Annotated in this window: 14 protein-coding genes; 7 read left to right on the top strand and 7 right to left on the bottom strand. The window is 68.2% G+C overall.

Annotation, left to right across the window (positions count from 1 at the left end):
• The first annotated feature begins 25 nt into the window (after positions 1-25).
• Complete coding sequence (locus tag I7X18_RS19325; RefSeq protein WP_193043634.1) at positions 26-784, top strand: TetR/AcrR family transcriptional regulator; 759 nt, start codon at positions 26-28, stop codon at positions 782-784.
• Here I7X18_RS19325 and I7X18_RS19330 read toward each other — a convergent pair.
• The 3 genes from I7X18_RS19330 to I7X18_RS19340 form a co-directional block, all read right to left on the bottom strand.
• Complete coding sequence (locus tag I7X18_RS19330; RefSeq protein WP_193043635.1) at positions 781-1,956, bottom strand: thiolase family protein; 1,176 nt, start codon at positions 1,954-1,956, stop codon at positions 781-783. The two genes, I7X18_RS19325 and I7X18_RS19330, sit on opposite strands and share 4 nt — an antisense overlap.
• A gap of 102 nt (positions 1,957-2,058) precedes the next feature.
• Positions 2,059-2,946 (bottom strand): enoyl-CoA hydratase/isomerase family protein, encoded by an 888-nt coding sequence (locus I7X18_RS19335; protein ID WP_193043636.1) that lies wholly within the window; start codon positions 2,944-2,946, stop codon positions 2,059-2,061.
• Positions 2,943-3,626, bottom strand: a complete 684-nt coding sequence (locus I7X18_RS19340; protein ID WP_193043637.1) for a PaaI family thioesterase — start codon at positions 3,624-3,626, stop codon at positions 2,943-2,945. Before I7X18_RS19340 ends, I7X18_RS19335 begins: the two co-directional genes overlap by 4 nt.
• Before the next feature lie 122 nt (positions 3,627-3,748).
• On the opposite strand from I7X18_RS19340, the gene I7X18_RS19345 reads away from it, so the two are divergent.
• Genes I7X18_RS19345 through I7X18_RS19370 form a run of 6 tightly spaced genes read left to right on the top strand, consistent with a single transcriptional unit; the run spans position 3,749 to position 10,714 of the window.
• Positions 3,749-4,582 carry an enoyl-CoA hydratase/isomerase family protein gene (locus tag I7X18_RS19345; protein ID WP_193043638.1) on the top strand — a complete coding sequence of 278 codons (834 nt, stop codon included), beginning with the start codon at positions 3,749-3,751 and terminating at the stop codon, positions 4,580-4,582.
• A 9-nt stretch (positions 4,583-4,591) separates the two neighbouring features.
• Positions 4,592-5,404 carry an enoyl-CoA hydratase/isomerase family protein gene (locus tag I7X18_RS19350; RefSeq protein ID WP_193043639.1) on the top strand — a complete coding sequence of 271 codons (813 nt, stop codon included), beginning with the start codon at positions 4,592-4,594 and terminating at the stop codon, positions 5,402-5,404.
• Between the two features lie 8 nt (positions 5,405-5,412).
• Entirely contained in the window at positions 5,413-6,195 is a 783-nt protein-coding gene (locus I7X18_RS19355; protein ID WP_193043640.1) for an enoyl-CoA hydratase/isomerase family protein, read from the top strand.
• Positions 6,195-7,670 (top strand): AMP-binding protein, encoded by a 1,476-nt coding sequence (locus I7X18_RS19360; RefSeq protein ID WP_193043641.1) that lies wholly within the window; start codon positions 6,195-6,197, stop codon positions 7,668-7,670. Before I7X18_RS19355 ends, I7X18_RS19360 begins: the two co-directional genes overlap by 1 nt.
• Positions 7,660-9,201: a class I adenylate-forming enzyme family protein gene (locus I7X18_RS19365; protein WP_193043642.1), complete on the top strand. Its 1,542-nt coding sequence runs from the start codon at positions 7,660-7,662 to the stop codon at positions 9,199-9,201. Before I7X18_RS19360 ends, I7X18_RS19365 begins: the two co-directional genes overlap by 11 nt.
• Entirely contained in the window at positions 9,194-10,714 is a 1,521-nt protein-coding gene (locus tag I7X18_RS19370; RefSeq protein WP_193043643.1) for a class I adenylate-forming enzyme family protein, read from the top strand. The genes I7X18_RS19365 and I7X18_RS19370 overlap by 8 nt, the downstream gene beginning before the upstream one ends.
• A gap of 50 nt (positions 10,715-10,764) precedes the next feature.
• Here I7X18_RS19370 and I7X18_RS19375 read toward each other — a convergent pair whose 3' ends face one another.
• Genes I7X18_RS19375 through fabG form a run of 4 tightly spaced genes read right to left on the bottom strand, consistent with a single transcriptional unit; the run spans position 10,765 to position 14,579 of the window.
• Positions 10,765-11,433 carry a GntR family transcriptional regulator gene (locus I7X18_RS19375; protein ID WP_193043644.1) on the bottom strand — a complete coding sequence of 223 codons (669 nt, stop codon included), beginning with the start codon at positions 11,431-11,433 and terminating at the stop codon, positions 10,765-10,767.
• Position 11,434: 1 nt separating this feature from the next.
• Positions 11,435-12,628, bottom strand: coding sequence for an acyl-CoA dehydrogenase family protein (locus I7X18_RS19380; protein ID WP_193043645.1), 1,194 nt, complete (start codon positions 12,626-12,628; stop codon positions 11,435-11,437).
• Positions 12,625-13,839 (bottom strand): acetyl-CoA C-acetyltransferase, encoded by a 1,215-nt coding sequence (locus tag I7X18_RS19385; RefSeq protein WP_193043646.1) that lies wholly within the window; start codon positions 13,837-13,839, stop codon positions 12,625-12,627. Before I7X18_RS19385 ends, I7X18_RS19380 begins: the two co-directional genes overlap by 4 nt.
• Positions 13,839-14,579 (bottom strand): 3-oxoacyl-ACP reductase FabG, encoded by a 741-nt coding sequence (gene fabG / locus I7X18_RS19390; RefSeq protein ID WP_193043647.1) that lies wholly within the window; start codon positions 14,577-14,579, stop codon positions 13,839-13,841. Before fabG ends, I7X18_RS19385 begins: the two co-directional genes overlap by 1 nt.
• Positions 14,580-14,590 lie beyond the last annotated feature (11 nt).

Below are 14,590 nucleotides of genomic sequence, written 5' to 3' on the forward strand. Positions count from 1 at the left end.
TCCCCACACTCAACGTCGAACGTCGATGGAGGTGCCCGCTGTGGCCAAACAAGCGACCGCGCAGAAGCGGCAACGCCGCGAGCGTGGGTCCATCAATCCCGAGGACATCATCAAGGGCGCCTTCGAACTCGCCGAGGAGGTGTCGATCGACAACCTCAGCATGCCGCTGCTCGGCAAGCATCTCGGCGTCGGCGTGACGAGCATCTACTGGTACTTCCGCAAGAAGGACGACCTTCTCAACGCGATGACCGACCGGGCGTTGCGACAGATCGTGTTCGAGGCGCCGTACGTCGACGCCGCGAACTGGCGCGAATCGCTGTACAACCACGCGCACAACATGCGCAAGACATTCATGACGAGCCCGATTCTCTGCGACCTCGTGCTGATCCGCGGCGCCCTGTCGGCCAGGGCGCTGCGGCTGGGCCTCGAACAGATGGAAACCGCGGTGGCGGGGCTGGTGGAAGCGGGCCTGTCTCCGGAGGACGCGTTCGACACCTACTCGGCGGTGTCGGTGCACGTCCGGGGGTCGGTGGTGCTCGCGCGCCTGTACGAGAAGACCCGCTCGATGGAAGGTCCGGACTTCAGCGTCGAGGAGGCGTCCACGATCGATGCCGAATCCATGCCGCTCATGGCTCAACTCAGCGCCAAGGGGCACCACATCGGCGTACCCAACAAGATCAACTTCGAGTACGGGCTGAACTGCATCCTCGACCACGCCGCCCGGCTCATCGACGAACGGAAGCCGGCGAAGAAGACGGCCGCGCGCCGCAAGTCCTCGGGCTAGACCTCGATGACGACGGCGCCGCCCTGCCCACCGCCGGCGCACATCGCGGCGACCCCGATGCCACCGCCGCGCCGCTGCAGTTCATAGACCAGAGTGGTGATCATGCGGGCACCGGAGGCCGCAATGGGATGGCCGAGGCTGCAACCACTTCCGGAGAAGTTCACCTTCTCTTCGTCGAGGTCGTACTCGCGGCAGGCGGCGATCGGCACCGACGCGAACGCCTCGTTGATCTCCCACAGCGCGACGTCGCCCGGGGTGAGCCCGGCCCGGTCGAGCACCTTGCCGATGACCTTGACCGCACCGAGACCGGTGTCGCGTGGCGCGACGCCGGCCGACGCCCAGGCGCGCACCTTCGCCAGCACCGACAGGCCCTCGGCCTCGGCGTAACCGCGCTCGACGAGCACGGTGGCCGCGGCGGCATCGTTGGTGCCGCTGCTGTTGCCCGCGGTGATCGAGAAGCCCTCGATCTCGGGATGCAGCACCTTCAACCCCGCCAGCTTCTCGGCCGTGGTGTCCCGGCGCGGATGCTCGTCGACGCTGAAGTCGACGACGGTGCCGTCGGGCTGCTCGACCTTCAGCGGGATGATCTCGTCGACGAACTTGCCCGCGTCCATCGCGGCGATGGCGCGCTGGTGCGACCGCGCCGCCCACGCGTCCATCTCCTCGCGGGTGATGCCTGCGGCCTGTGCCGTATTCCATCCGACGGTGATCGACATGTCACGGGTTGGTGCGTCCGGTGTCTCCACGTGGGTGGGCGGCATCCAGCGCTCCTCGAACTTCAGTTCGGGGCCGGGAATGCGCCAGCTCACCAGTGGTGTCATCGACAGTGACTGCACGCCCCCGGCGACCAGGACCCGCTCCATACCGGAGCCGATCTGCGCCGCCGCATTGCCGATCGCGGTGAGGCTGCCGGCGCAGTGCCGGTTGACCGACTGGCCGGGAACATGCTGCAGACCCGTGGCGTCCGCGGCGTAACGAGCGAGATCACCGCCGCCGTAATGTGATTCGGCGAAGATGATGTCGTCGATCGCGCTCGGGTCGACACCGGAGCGGCGGATGGCCTCGGGCAGCACGGTGGTGATCAGCGTCTCCGGCGGAGTGTTGACCAGGGTGCCCTTGAAGGACCGCCCGATCGCTGTCCGGACGGCGCCGACGATGACGGGTGTGGACATGTTCTCGACCTCGGTGTGTCAGGCCGCCGCGGCGGCGGAGGCAAACTGGCGGCGTTTACAGAAACGGTATCAGTTGTAAGGGGCCAGGACCACCGCGAGGGGTCACTCGGACTCCGGTTCGGGTACGTGGAAATGCTCGTCACGCAGCCGGAACGCCGCCTTGGTGCCGTACTGGGCGCGGGTCTTGACGAAGTTGAACTCACCGGGGGCGAACTGCAGGTTCGTGCCGTACGCGTGGAAGAGGTAACTGGCCACCTCCTCCCCCTGATAGGCCTGGCTCTGCTCGACCAGACGGAAAGCCTCCTTGGCGATCACCACCCCGTCGGCGGGCATCTTCCCCGCCTTCTCCGCCCAGTAGCGGGCCCGGGCGGGTACCGCGGAGGCCTCGCAGGTCTCGGTGAACACGCCCAGGTGCTCGACGGCCTCCGCGGCGATGATGTCGCCGGTCAACAGCAGCCGACGGGCCAGCACGGGGCCGAGCCGGTGGAAGAACATGTGCAGGCTGCCGAGTGCGGGACCGAGGAAACGGGTCGCCGGCATGCCGATCTTGGTGTCGCGTCCGATGACGGAGATGTCGGTCATCAGTGCCATCTCGAAGCCGCCACCGAGCGCGTATCCGCTGATCTCGCCGACGGTCACCTTCGGGAAGCCCATCAGATTGTGGTAGAAGCCGAAGGACTTGCGGTCCACGGTCAGCCGCCTGCGCTGGCTGGGCCTGCTCTTGGCGGGCGCTTCCTCACCCTCGCGTCCGCCGTACCAGCCGTAGGCGTTGTTCATATCGGCGCCGGTGCTGAACACCCCGTCCGCGCCGCGCAACACCACGACCGTCAGATCGTCGTCCTCGGCGACGTCGTCGAGGTGGCGCGCCAGCGCATCGCGCATCGCGGCGTCGTAGGAGTTGCGCTGCGCGGGGTTGTTGAGCGTGATCGTCGCGATCCGCTTGTCGCGGTCGGCCTCGAAGAGCACCCGGTCGTCCGAAGTGGCCGTCATGGCTCGGACTCCTTTCTGGTGGCAGGGCGGTTCTGCGGCCGCCGCGCGCCGAACCGTGCACCGGCAAGCCGCTCGGGAGGCAGCGCCACGGTGGTCGCCTCTCCGATACACAGCACGTCGTCGTCGAGAAGTAGCCGTCCGGTGGACGTGACACCGCGGTCGGCCGTCGTCTTGGAGACGTCGAACCGCAGCTCGGTCAGCAGTGGCGTTGGCCTGCGGTAGGTGATGTTCAGGGACCGCGTCTTACCGGAAAGCCCTGTCGCACAATTGTGGTGCTGGATCACGCAGTCGAAGAACACGGCGAGGAAGCCGCCGTGGACCAGCCCCGGGGGACCTTCGTACGGCAACGGGAAATTCACCCGGCCCGCCGCGGTGTCGGCATCGATGTGGTCGACGAGGTAAGCGGGGAAGCACGGGTTGAACGACCCGCAATCGAAGGCGTGATCGAGGTACACGCGGTGGTCGTCACCGAGATCGTTGCCCACCCGCGGCGCGGGATCGGCCGGTGCGGCGGCACTCAACTCGCGTTCCCACTCGGCGAGTCGGGTAGTCATCGCGTCGACGGTGGGATGGGGCTGCTCGAGTGAGAGCAGCAGACCGGTGATGCGCCGCAGCGCCGCGGCCGTAGTGACCGTCTGGCTCAGCGGTTGTTCACCGAACCGGACTGCGGGCTGGTCCATCCGCCGCCTCTCGTCGGTCCGATCCGTTCCGTCGACCGGCATTCCTTGCTAACTTGTACAGGATATCAATTGAATTGCCTACTGTATGGTCAACTGTAGCCCGGCGAGAGGGTCGAACCGACGTGAGTGACGACGGCTCGGTGCGCGCTGTTCGCGACGGAGCGGTGCTACACCTCACCCTCGACCGGCCTGAGCGGCGGAACTCGTTGAGCCACAGCATGACCGACGCACTCGTCGAGGTGTTGACCGCCGCCGCCACCGACGACACGCTGCGCGCGCTGCACATCACGGGCGAGGGCGACGATTTCTGCGCAGGCGCGGACTGGGTGGCCACGAGCACCGGCGGGCAGGAGCGAAGCGACCCGGGGAAGAGCACCGGCGGGAAGCGGCCGCGGACGGCGGACCTGGTGCGCCGCATCCCACACACCTCCCACCGCGTCATCGAACTCGTTCACGGCATCCACCTGCCGGTGGTCTGCAGTGTCCGCGGCTGGGCTGTCGGGCTCGGCTGCAATCTCGCGCTGGTCGCGGACTTCGCCGTGGCCGCCGACAACGCGGTGTTCTGGGAACCGTTCATCGCACGCGGTTTCAGTCCCGATTCCGGGGCGTCCTGGTTGCTGCCCAGGCTGATCGGCGTGGCGCGCGCCAAGCGAATGCTGCTCCTCGGGGAGAAGGTGACCGCCGCCGACGCGGCCGACTGGGGCCTGATCCACCGCGCGGTGCCACGCGACGCACTCGACGCGACGGTGACAGAGCTGCTGACCCGGTTGGCCGACGGCCCGACGGTGGCGCTCGGCCTGGCGAAACAGGCCATTCACCACGGGCAGCACACCACGCTGGGAGCGACGATGACCCAAGAGCTGTTCAATCTCGAACTGTCCTGCCGTACCTCGGATTTCAAGGAAGGCCTGGCGGCGTTCCAGGAGCGCCGCGCTCCCGATTTCCGGGGCCGGTGAAGGAAGACCATGCCAGCCACGTCGTTCGACACCATCACCTACGAGGTCGACGCTCACAAGGCCACGATCACGCTCAACCGGCCCGAGGCACTCAACGCGCTGTCCCCACACATGATCACCGAACTGAGGGAAGCCTACGACGCGGCCGAGAACGATGACGACGTCTGGCTGCTCATCGTCACCGGCACCGGCCGCGCCTTCTGCACCGGCGCGGACGTCAAAGAGATTCCCGGTGACGGCAAGGTGCTCTACGAACGGCCGTACCTGTCGACCTACGACCAGTGGGAGGCGCCGCAGGAGGGTACTCCCCCGTTTCGCCGCATGGCCAAACCGGTGCTCGCCGCGATCAACGGATTGTGTTGTGGCGCTGGGTTGGACTGGGTCACCACCGGCGACATCGTCATCGCATCCGACCAGGCCCAGTTCTTCGACCCACACGTGAGCATCGGACTGGTCGCGGCCCGCGAAATGGTCCGCCTGGCCCGCGTCCTCCCCCGGACCGTGGCGCTGCGGATGGCCCTGACGGGCAAACACGAACGGATGAGCCCCCAACGCGCCTACGAACTCGGGATGATCACCGAAGTCGTCGAACACGACCGTCTGCTCGAACGCGCCCACGAGATCGCCGACATCGTCAACTCCAACGCCCCACTCGCTGTCAGGGGCACCCGGTTGGCGATCCAGAAGACCCTCGACCTGCCGCTGCACGAGGCGGAGATCCTGGCCGAGACCTTCCGCGAACGCGTGGTCCGCACCGAGGACGCACTGGAGGGTCCCCGGGCGTTCGTCGAGAAGCGCGCACCCGACTGGCAGTGTCGATAGGACCGCCGATGATCTTCGAGACCATCCTCCTCGACGTCGACGACACCGACCACGTCGCCACCATCACCCTCAACCGCCCGGACCGGCTCAACGCGTTCAACCGCACGATGTGCGAGGAAATTCAGCAGGCCTGGCGCCTGGTCAAACAGCACGAGTCGGTGCATGCGGTGGTGCTGCGCGCATCCGGTGACCGCGCGTTCTCGGCCGGCCTGGACATCACATCGTCCTACGGCCAGCCCGACAACGTGTGGAACCACGAAGATCCCGGCGAACTGCTCAGCCCGAAGTGGCAGAAGATGTGGAAACCGGTGGTGTGCGCCGTCCAGGGGATGTGCACCGCCGGCGCCTTCTACTTCGTCAACGAGGCCGATGTGGTCCTCTGCTCCGACGATGCGACGTTCTTCGACTCACACGTGAGCGCGGGTCTGGTGTGCGCACTCGAACCGATCGGGTTGATGCGGCGCGTCGGCCTCGGTGAGACACTGCGAATCGCGTTGCTGGGCAACGACGAACGCGTCAGCGCCACGACGGCGCTGCGCATCGGCCTGGTCACCGAGGTGGTGACGCGCAGCCAACTGTGGGAGCGCGCCCACGAGATCGCGGCGACGATCGCCGCCAAGCCGCCGTCAGCCACCCAGGGCACCGTGAGGGCGATCTGGGAGTCGCTGGACCGGCCGTACCGGGCGGCCCTGGAACAGGGCCTGATCTACACCCGGCTGGGCAACCCCCTCGGGCAGGCCGAACTCGCCGCCGGCGCACCCGCCCCGAAAGCCCCGCCGAGGATCCGCTGATGCACGCGCTGTCGCGGCGCATCACCGACGTGCTCGCGCTGCAACCCGACACCCGCGCGCTGGAGTACGAGGGCCGCTGGCACACCTGGGCGCAGCTGCACACCCTCGCCTCCACCATCGGTGACGTGGTCGGCGAACATCACGCAGGCGGGCCACCGCAGATCGGAATCCTGTTGCGCAACCGGCCCCCTCACGTCGCGGCGCTACTGGGTGTGCTGTCCACCGGTGCGACCGTCGTGGTGATCAACCCGTCGCGCGGCGACGCCCGCACCCTGGCCGACATCACCGCCCTCGGGCTGCCGGTCCTCATCGGCGCGCCCGAGGACCTCGACGCGCACGTCGATCCCGGCACTGACGGCACGCGGGTGGAGATCGACACCGTCGACACCACACCGCGCGTCGTCCGCACCGGCGACATTCCCGGCCCCGGAAGCCGACCCGGTGTCGCGGTGCGGATGTTGACCAGTGGCACTACCGGACCACCCAAACGCGTCGACCTCACCTACGACATGCTGGCCCGCAGCGTCATCGGCCCGAGCCCCGACGATGCCGCCGCGCCGACGGCACCCCGCAGCGGTGTGGCGATCGTCAACTCACCGCTCGTCCACATCGGCGGGGTGTACCGCATCCTGTTGTGCATCGCAGAGGCGCGGCCGTTCGTGCTGCTGGAACGCTTCGAGCTGACCCGGTGGGCCGAGGCGGTGCGCACCCACCGGCCGCGGGCAGCATCACTGGTGCCCGCCGCGCTGAGGATGGTGCTGCACTCGGACCTGCGGCGCGAGGACCTCGCCGGCCTGCGGGTCGTCACCAGCGGTACCGCTCCGCTGTCGGCCGACGACGCCGACGCCTTCACCGCGAAGTTCGGCATCCCCGTTCTCACCTCATACGCCGCAACGGAATTCGGTGGCGGGGTGGCCGGCTGGACGATGGCGGACCATCGACGCTACTGGGAGGCCAAACGCGGCAGCGTGGGCCGCGCCAATCCCGGGGCGCAGCTGCGGGTCGTCGCCGACGGCGGGGACACGCTCGGACCCGACGAGCCCGGTCTGCTCGAAGTGAAGCCGGCGCAACTCGGCCCGGACGCCCAGTGGATCCGCACCACCGATCTCGCGCGCATCGACGCCGACGGCTTCCTGTGGATTCTGGGCCGGGCCGATCAGGCCATCATCCGCGGCGGGTTCAAAGTCATGCCCGACGACGTGCGCGCCGCGCTGGAAAGCCATCCCGCCGTCCGGGGCGCCGCGGTCGTCGGCCGGCCCGATGACCGCCTTGGTGAAATCCCTGTCGCGATGGTCGAACTGCGCGCGCACGTCGATACCGGCGAACTGATCGACTTCCTGCGTGACCGGTTGTCGGGATACGAGATCCCCACCGAGATCGCCGTGGTCGAGGCCATCCCCCGCACCCCGTCCAGGAAGGCCGATCTGCAGGCGGTCCGGCGCCACTTCAGCGGTCGGGCCGAGCGTGTCGGCTGACCCGACGACCGTCGCCGCGGTCCTCCGGCAGCAGGCGCGGGCGCGCGGTACCCAGTCCCTGCTGGTGTGCGACGACGAACGACTCACCTACGGCGACGCCGAACGTCGCTCGGCTCACCTCGCGCGGCACCTCATCGCGCTCGGCATCGGGAAGGGCAGCCATGTGGGTGTGCTGTATCCCAACGGGGCCCGGTTCGTGGTCGCCATGCTGGCCGCGGCGCGCATCGGAGCGGTGGTGGTGCCGTTCCCGACGATGGCGACCACGGCCGAACTCCACGCCCAGCTCCTCGACAGCGACGTCGAACTCCTGCTCACCGCGGCGTCGTACCGGTCGCACGATTACGTGGAGAAGCTGTCCGGCATCCTGGGCGACGTCGGCTCGGAGACGATCTTCAGTGCCGCGGTACCGCAACTGCGCCGGGTGCTTAGCGGGGTCGACGGTGCCGAGACAGCCGCGCCAGCGCTCGACGCGTTCGAAGACGACGTCGACGGCGCGGACGTACTGGCGATCGTCTACACCTCCGGATCCACCGGCGCCCCCAAGGGTGCGATCCACACGCACACCGCCATGCTCACCCACCAGCGCAACCTCAACGGCATCCGCGGTCTGACCCCCACCGACAAACTGTTCTGCAACTCCCCCTTCTTCTGGATCGGCGGCTTTGCGTTCGGGCTGCTCGCCACCCTGACCGCCGGCGCCACCCTGGTCTGCTCGAACGCGACCGACGCCGCGCGCACCCTCGACCTGCTCGAGGCCGAACGGCCCAACGTCACCAACGGATTCACCGCCGGAATCGCCCACCTCACCCGTGACCCGAGTTTCGCCGCGCGCGACCTGTCCGCCCTGCGCCGCGGAAACCTGTACCCGATCATGGCGCCGGACACCCGACCTGCCGACCCAGCGCTGCGACACAACATGCTGGGCCTGACCGAAGCCGGCAGCGTCGTACTCCTCAGCGGCGACGAGAGCGATCAGCCCGAACACCGGCGCGGTTCCTTCGGCCGGCCGGCCCCTGGGTTCGACATCCGCATCGTCGACCCGGACGACGGTGGGCCGGTGTCGACGGGGACGTTGGGCGAAATGTGCCTGCGCGGACCGTATCTCATGCAGCGCTACCACCGGCGCTCCCGCGAGGAGTGCTTCGACGCCGACGGTTGGTTCCACACCGGCGACCTGGTCCGCATTGACGCGGACGGATACGTCTACTTCATCGGGCGGCGCGACTCGATGATCAAGACCGCGGGCGCCAACGTGGCGGCGGCCGAGGTGGAAGCCGCCCTCGCCAGGGCCGACGTGACGGCCTACGTCATGGGGATCCCCGACACGGACCGGGGGCAGATCGTGGCGGCGGTCGTCGTCCTCGACGACGGCGCAACGTTCGACGAGGTGGCCGTGCGAGAGCGGCTCACCGCCGAACTCTCGGCCTACAAGGTGCCCAGGAAATTCGCCGTGCTGCGCCGGTCGGAGGTGCCGCTGCGGTCCAGCGGCAAGGTCGACATGGCGGCGCTCGAGAAGGTCTTCGATGCCTGACCTCACCGACACCGTCGACCATCTGGTGCGGCTGCGCTCCGACCGCGACCCGACGTCCTTCGCGGTGATCGACCCGCACACCAGAATTACCTACCGCGAAGTCGACACCGCCACAATGGAAATGGCAGCGGCGTTCGTCGAGGCCGGCGTCGGCAAGGGCACGCGGGTGGGGTTGATCATGCCCAACAGCGTGCTCTGGGTGCAGATCGCCGTGGCGCTCACCCGCATCGGCGCCGTCCTCGTCCCGCTCAGCACGCTGCTCGCCCCACCCGAGCTGGCCGCGCAGCTGCGTACCGCGTCCGTGCGGGTGCTGATCAGCGTGCCGGAGTTCCGCGGCCGCCGCTACCTCGACGACCTCGAACCCCACCGAGCCACGCTGCCCGCGCTTCGAAAAGTGTGGACCGCCGAAGAGGCCGTGGCGGCCCCTGTTTCGGCGCGCGCCGCCCGCCTCGTCGACGCGCTCGCCGACGCGGTCACCCCCAGCGACCTCTTCGTCATCATGTTCACCTCGGGCAGCAGTGGGCCGCCCAAGGGCGTCATGCACTCCCATGGCAACGCGCTGGCGGCGGTGCGATCGGGGCTCGACGCCCGGTGTATCACCCCGGATACCCGGTTGTACCTGCCCATGCCGTTCTTCTGGGTCGGCGGGTTCGGCAGTGGTGTGCTCTCGGCGCTGTTGGCCGGCGCGACACTGGTCACCGAGGAGATCCCCCAGCCCGACACCACGCTTCGCCTGCTCGAACGGGAACGGGTGACCCTGTTCCGTGGGTGGCCGGATCAGGCCGACGCGCTTGCCCGGAAACGCCATTTGATCGGCGCCGACCTCTCGGCGTTGCAGCCGGGCAGTCTGGAGGCACTGCTGCCACCCCATGATCGCAGTACCCCTGGCGCCAGGGCCACGCTGTTCGGGATGACGGAGGCGTTCGGACCCTACTGTGGCTACCGCGCCGACACCGATATGCCGCGCTCTGCGTGGGGCAGCTGCGGCCGACCGTTCGACGGTATGCAGGTCCGCATCACCGACACCGAAGCCGCTGACCCAGTGGCCGCCGGCGTCATCGGAGAGATCCAGTTGCGCGGCCCGCATGTCATGCGCGGCATCTGCCGACGCAGCCGCGAGGAGGTGTTCACCGCCGACGGCTGGTATCCGACCGGCGATCTCGGCCACCTCGACGACGACGGATTCCTGTTCTACCACGGCCGTTCCGACGACATGTTCAAGGTCAGCGGCGCCACGGTGTATCCCAGCGAAGTCGAGCAGGCGCTGCGAACCATCGACGGCGTCGCAGGTGCGTTCGTGACCGAGGTGTCCGGGGCCGTGGGTGCGGTGGTGATCTCGCGGCGTCCGGTCGATCAGCTGCGTGAGGGGGCCCGAAAGCGGCTCAGCGCGTTCAAGATACCCACCGTGTGGCTGCTGGTGGACGACGACAACGCGATACCGCGGAAGGCCACCGGTAAGGTCAACATCCGTGCGCTCCGGAATCTGCTCACCTCTTCTCGCGAGCAGACATAGAATCGCGCTCCCCAGCGAGTTTCAGTGCGATTCTGTGTCTGCTCGCGCAGTTACTCGACGACGCCGCGGGCCTTGAGGTGCTCGATGAGCGGTCCGGCGCCCGCGGCCAGGTGCTCGGACATCGTGCCGCGCGCCAGGTTCTCGTCGTGCTCCCCCAGTGCCGCGAGCAGCCGCCGGTGGTGGCGCACCGACTCCTCGGGCCACGTCTCGATGGTGGGGAACACCGACTCCGGTGCGTACCGGGTGATCAACGACATCATCTGAGCGAGCTTGGGTGAATCCGCGGCGACGTTGATCGCCCGGTGGAACTCGTGGTTGAGCCGCACCGCCGCCTCACCGTCGTCGCGCCGGTAGGCGTCTTCGAGCGCATCCTGGATGGCGGTGAGCTCCCGCAACCGATCGTCGGTGATGTTGTGCGCCGCGCGGGCGGCCAATTCACCGCCCACGTAGGCCTGCACGTTCGACACGTCGGCGATGTCGCGACCCGTCACCGGCAGCACCACGAATCCGCGACGCGGTTGTTGTGCGAGAAGCCCTTCCGCGCGCAACTCGAACAGGGCCTCGCGCACGGGGGTCACGCTGACGCCGAGTTCTGACGCCAACTGTTCGAGCCGGATGTACCCACCGGCGGGGTAGGTCCCGTCGAAGATCCGCCGCCGGACGAACCGCGCGATGTCCTCGGACAGTTGTGGGCGGGTCACGAAATCGGGTGCGGCCATGTCAGATCCGGTAGTCGGCGAGCAGACGCTTGCTGATGATGTTCTTCTGGATCTCGCTGGTGCCCTCGCCGATCAGCAGGAACGGCGCGTCCCGCATCAGCCGCTCGATCTCGTACTCCTTGGAGTAGCCGTAGCCGCCGTGGATGCGGAAACTCTGCTGGGTGACCTCGGCGCAGAACTCGCTGGCCAGGTACTTCGCCATCCCCGCGGCGACGTCGTTGCGCTCCCCGGAGTCCTTGAGCCGGGCGGCGTTGACCATCATCAGGTGTGCCGCTTCGACTTTCGTCGCCATCTCGGCGAGCTGGAAGGCGATCGCCTGATGCTCGGCAATCGGTTTGCCGAACGTCTGGCGCTGCTGCGCGTAGCGCACCGCGAGTTCGAACGCGCGCAACCCCACACCGCACGCCCGTGCCGACACGTTGACCCGGCCGACCTCGACGCCGTCCATCATCTGGAAGAAGCCCTGGCCGGGACGTTCGCCGAGGATGTCGTCGGCGCTCGCGCGATAGCCGTCGAAAATGAGTTCCGTGGTGTCGATGCCCTTGTAACCCAGCTTGTCGAGCTTGCCGGGAATTGTCAGTCCGGGCACGACTTCGCCGAAGCCTGCCGGCTTTTCGACGAGGAACGCGGTGAGATTGCGGTGCGGTTTGTCGGCGCCCTCGTCGGTGCGGACCAGTGCGGCGACCAGCGTGGAGCTGCCACCGTTGGTGAGCCACATCTTCTGGCCGTCGATGACGTAACCACCGGAGTCGTCCCGTCGGGCGCGGGTGCGGATCGCCGCGACGTCGGAGCCCAGTTCGGGTTCCGACATGGAGAACGCACCCCTGGTCTCACCGGTGGCCATCCGCGGCAGGTAGCCGGCTTTCTGCGCCTCGGTGCCGTGCTGGCGGATCATGTAGGCGACGATGAAGTGGGTGTTGATCACCCCGGAGACGCTCATCCAGCCACGGGCCAGCTCCTCGACGCACAGCGCGTAGGTGAGCAGCGATTCGCCGAGCCCGCCGTACTCCTCGGGGATCATCAGCCCGAACAGTCCCATATCGCGCATCGCGTCGACGATGGCCTGCGGATAGGTGTCGGCGTGCTCGAGTTCCTGCGCGTTCGGGATGACCTCCTTGTCCACGAATCGGCGCACGGTGGAGACGATTTCGGTCTGGAACTCCGTCAGACCCAGAGTCTGCGCGAGGCGGGTCACGGGGTCACCCGCTCGAAGACCGCGGCCAGCCCCTGCCCGCCGCCGATGCACATCGTCTCCAGGCCGTAGCGTGCCTGCCGCCGCGTCATCTCGCGGGCCAGCGTGGCGAGCATCCGTCCGCCGGTAGCCCCCACCGGATGCCCCAGAGAGATACCGGAACCGTGGACGTTGGTGCGCTCCATGTCGGCGTCGGTGAACTTCCACTCGCGCATCACGGCGAGCGCCTGTGCCGCGAACGCCTCGTTGAGCTCGATGAGGTCGATGTCGGCCAGATCCAGGCCCGCTCTGGCGAGCGCGGCCTCGGTGGCCGGGACGGGGCCTATACCCATGATGTTCGGGGCCACCCCGGCCGAACCCCACGACAGCAGCCGGACGAGCGGGGTCAGGCCCAGCTCGACGGCCTTCTCCGGCGTGGTGACCAGACACATCGACGCCGCGTCGTTCTGTCCGCTGGCATTGCCCGCGGTCACCGTCGCCTCCGGATCCTGTGTGCCCAGAATCGGTTTCAGCCTGCTCAAGGTCTCGGTCGAGGTGTCGGCGCGCGGATGCTCGTCGGTGTCGATGACGTCGTCTCCGCGCCGGGTGTGCATCGTCACCGGAATGATCTCCTCGGCGAAGACGCCGTTCTTCTGGGCGGCGACCGCCTTCTGGTGGGAGGTTACCGCCAGCTCGTCCTGTTCAGCGCGGGTGATGCCGTATTCGCGGCGCAGGTTCTCGGCCGTCTCGAGCATGCCGCCGGGAACCGGATACCGCCGGCCACCCGCGGTGGTCCTGCCGCGGGCAAGCGCATCGTGCACGGCAACCCCACCGCGTGCACCTCCCCACCGCATGTCGGTGGAGTAGAAGACCACGTTGCTCATGCTCTCGGCGCCACCGGCGACCACCACGTCATCGGCGCCGCTGCCGACCTGCAGACAGGCCTGGATCACCGATTGCAGACCCGAACCGCATCGGCGGTCGACCTGCATACCCGGCACCGTCACCGGCAGACCGGCGTCCAGCCCCACCACCCGCCCGATGGCCGGCGCCTCGCTGCTGGGGTAGCAGTGTCCCAGGATGACGTCGTCGACGACGGCCGGATCGATGCCGGTCCGGTCGAGCAGGCCGGTGAGCGCCGCCACCGCGAGATCAACCACGGTGAGGTCTTTGAACATGCCACCGTAACGGCCGATCGGGGTGCGAACGGGTTCGCAGATGACGGTGTCGCGCATCAGATGTGCCGTCCGCCGGTCACTTCGAGGACGATGCCGGTCATGTAGGAGGACAGGTCCGAGGCGAGGAACAGCGCCACCTTGGCCACCTCGTCCGGCTCACCGGCGCGGCCCATCGGCACCTCGGCGAGCTTCTGATCCCAGATGTGTTGCGGCATGGCCTCGGTCATCGCCGAGCGGATGAGGCCGGGCTGGATCGCGTTGACCCGTACGCCGAGATGAGCGAGTTCCTTCGCGGCGGCCTTGGTCATGCCGACGATGCCGGCTTTGGCCGCGGAGTAATTGGTCTGTCCGATCAGGCCCACCTTGCCGGAGATCGACGACATGTTGACGATCGCGCCGCGCTTGTTCTCGCGCATGACCGCGGCGGCGGACTTCAGCCCGTTCCAGGTGCCTTTGAGGTGCACGGCGATCACCTGGTCGAACTGCTCCTCAGTCATCTTCCGCAGGGTGGCGTCGCGGGTGATGCCGGCGTTGTTCACCATGACGTCGAGACCACCGAAGCGCTCCACCGCCGCCGCCACGAGCGCATCCACGTCGTCGGCGCGGGTGACGTCACACCGCACCGCGGTGGCCACGTCGGCCCCGCCGAGACGTCCGGCCGCGGCGTCGGTGGCGTTGAGGTCGAGATCGCCGAGCACCACCCGCGCCCCTTCGGACACGAATCGCTCTGCGATCGCGAAGCCCAGTCCCTGCGCACCGCCTGTGACGATCGCGGTCTGTCCGGTCAGCAACGACACTCGATCACCTA

The sequence above is a fragment of the Mycolicibacterium baixiangningiae genome (assembly GCF_016313185.1).
GTDB classification, from domain to species: Bacteria; Actinomycetota; Actinomycetes; order Mycobacteriales; family Mycobacteriaceae; genus Mycobacterium; species Mycobacterium baixiangningiae.

Coding starts and splice junctions, on each gene's coding strand:
- I7X18_RS19385 (WP_193043646.1), bottom strand. CDS start 13,839: ATGCGCGACACCGTCATCTGCGAACCCGTTCGCACCCCGATCGGCCGT.
- I7X18_RS19375 (WP_193043644.1), bottom strand. CDS start 11,433: ATGGCCGCACCCGATTTCGTGACCCGCCCACAACTGTCCGAGGACATC.
- I7X18_RS19370 (WP_193043643.1), top strand. CDS start 9,194: ATGCCTGACCTCACCGACACCGTCGACCATCTGGTGCGGCTGCGCTCC.
- I7X18_RS19340 (WP_193043637.1), bottom strand. CDS start 3,626: ATGGACCAGCCCGCAGTCCGGTTCGGTGAACAACCGCTGAGCCAGACG.
- I7X18_RS19355 (WP_193043640.1), top strand. CDS start 5,413: ATGATCTTCGAGACCATCCTCCTCGACGTCGACGACACCGACCACGTC.
- I7X18_RS19360 (WP_193043641.1), top strand. CDS start 6,195: ATGCACGCGCTGTCGCGGCGCATCACCGACGTGCTCGCGCTGCAACCC.
- I7X18_RS19330 (WP_193043635.1), bottom strand. CDS start 1,956: ATGTCCACACCCGTCATCGTCGGCGCCGTCCGGACAGCGATCGGGCGG.
- I7X18_RS19325 (WP_193043634.1), top strand. CDS start 26: ATGGAGGTGCCCGCTGTGGCCAAACAAGCGACCGCGCAGAAGCGGCAA.
- I7X18_RS19335 (WP_193043636.1), bottom strand. CDS start 2,946: ATGACGGCCACTTCGGACGACCGGGTGCTCTTCGAGGCCGACCGCGAC.
- I7X18_RS19350 (WP_193043639.1), top strand. CDS start 4,592: ATGCCAGCCACGTCGTTCGACACCATCACCTACGAGGTCGACGCTCAC.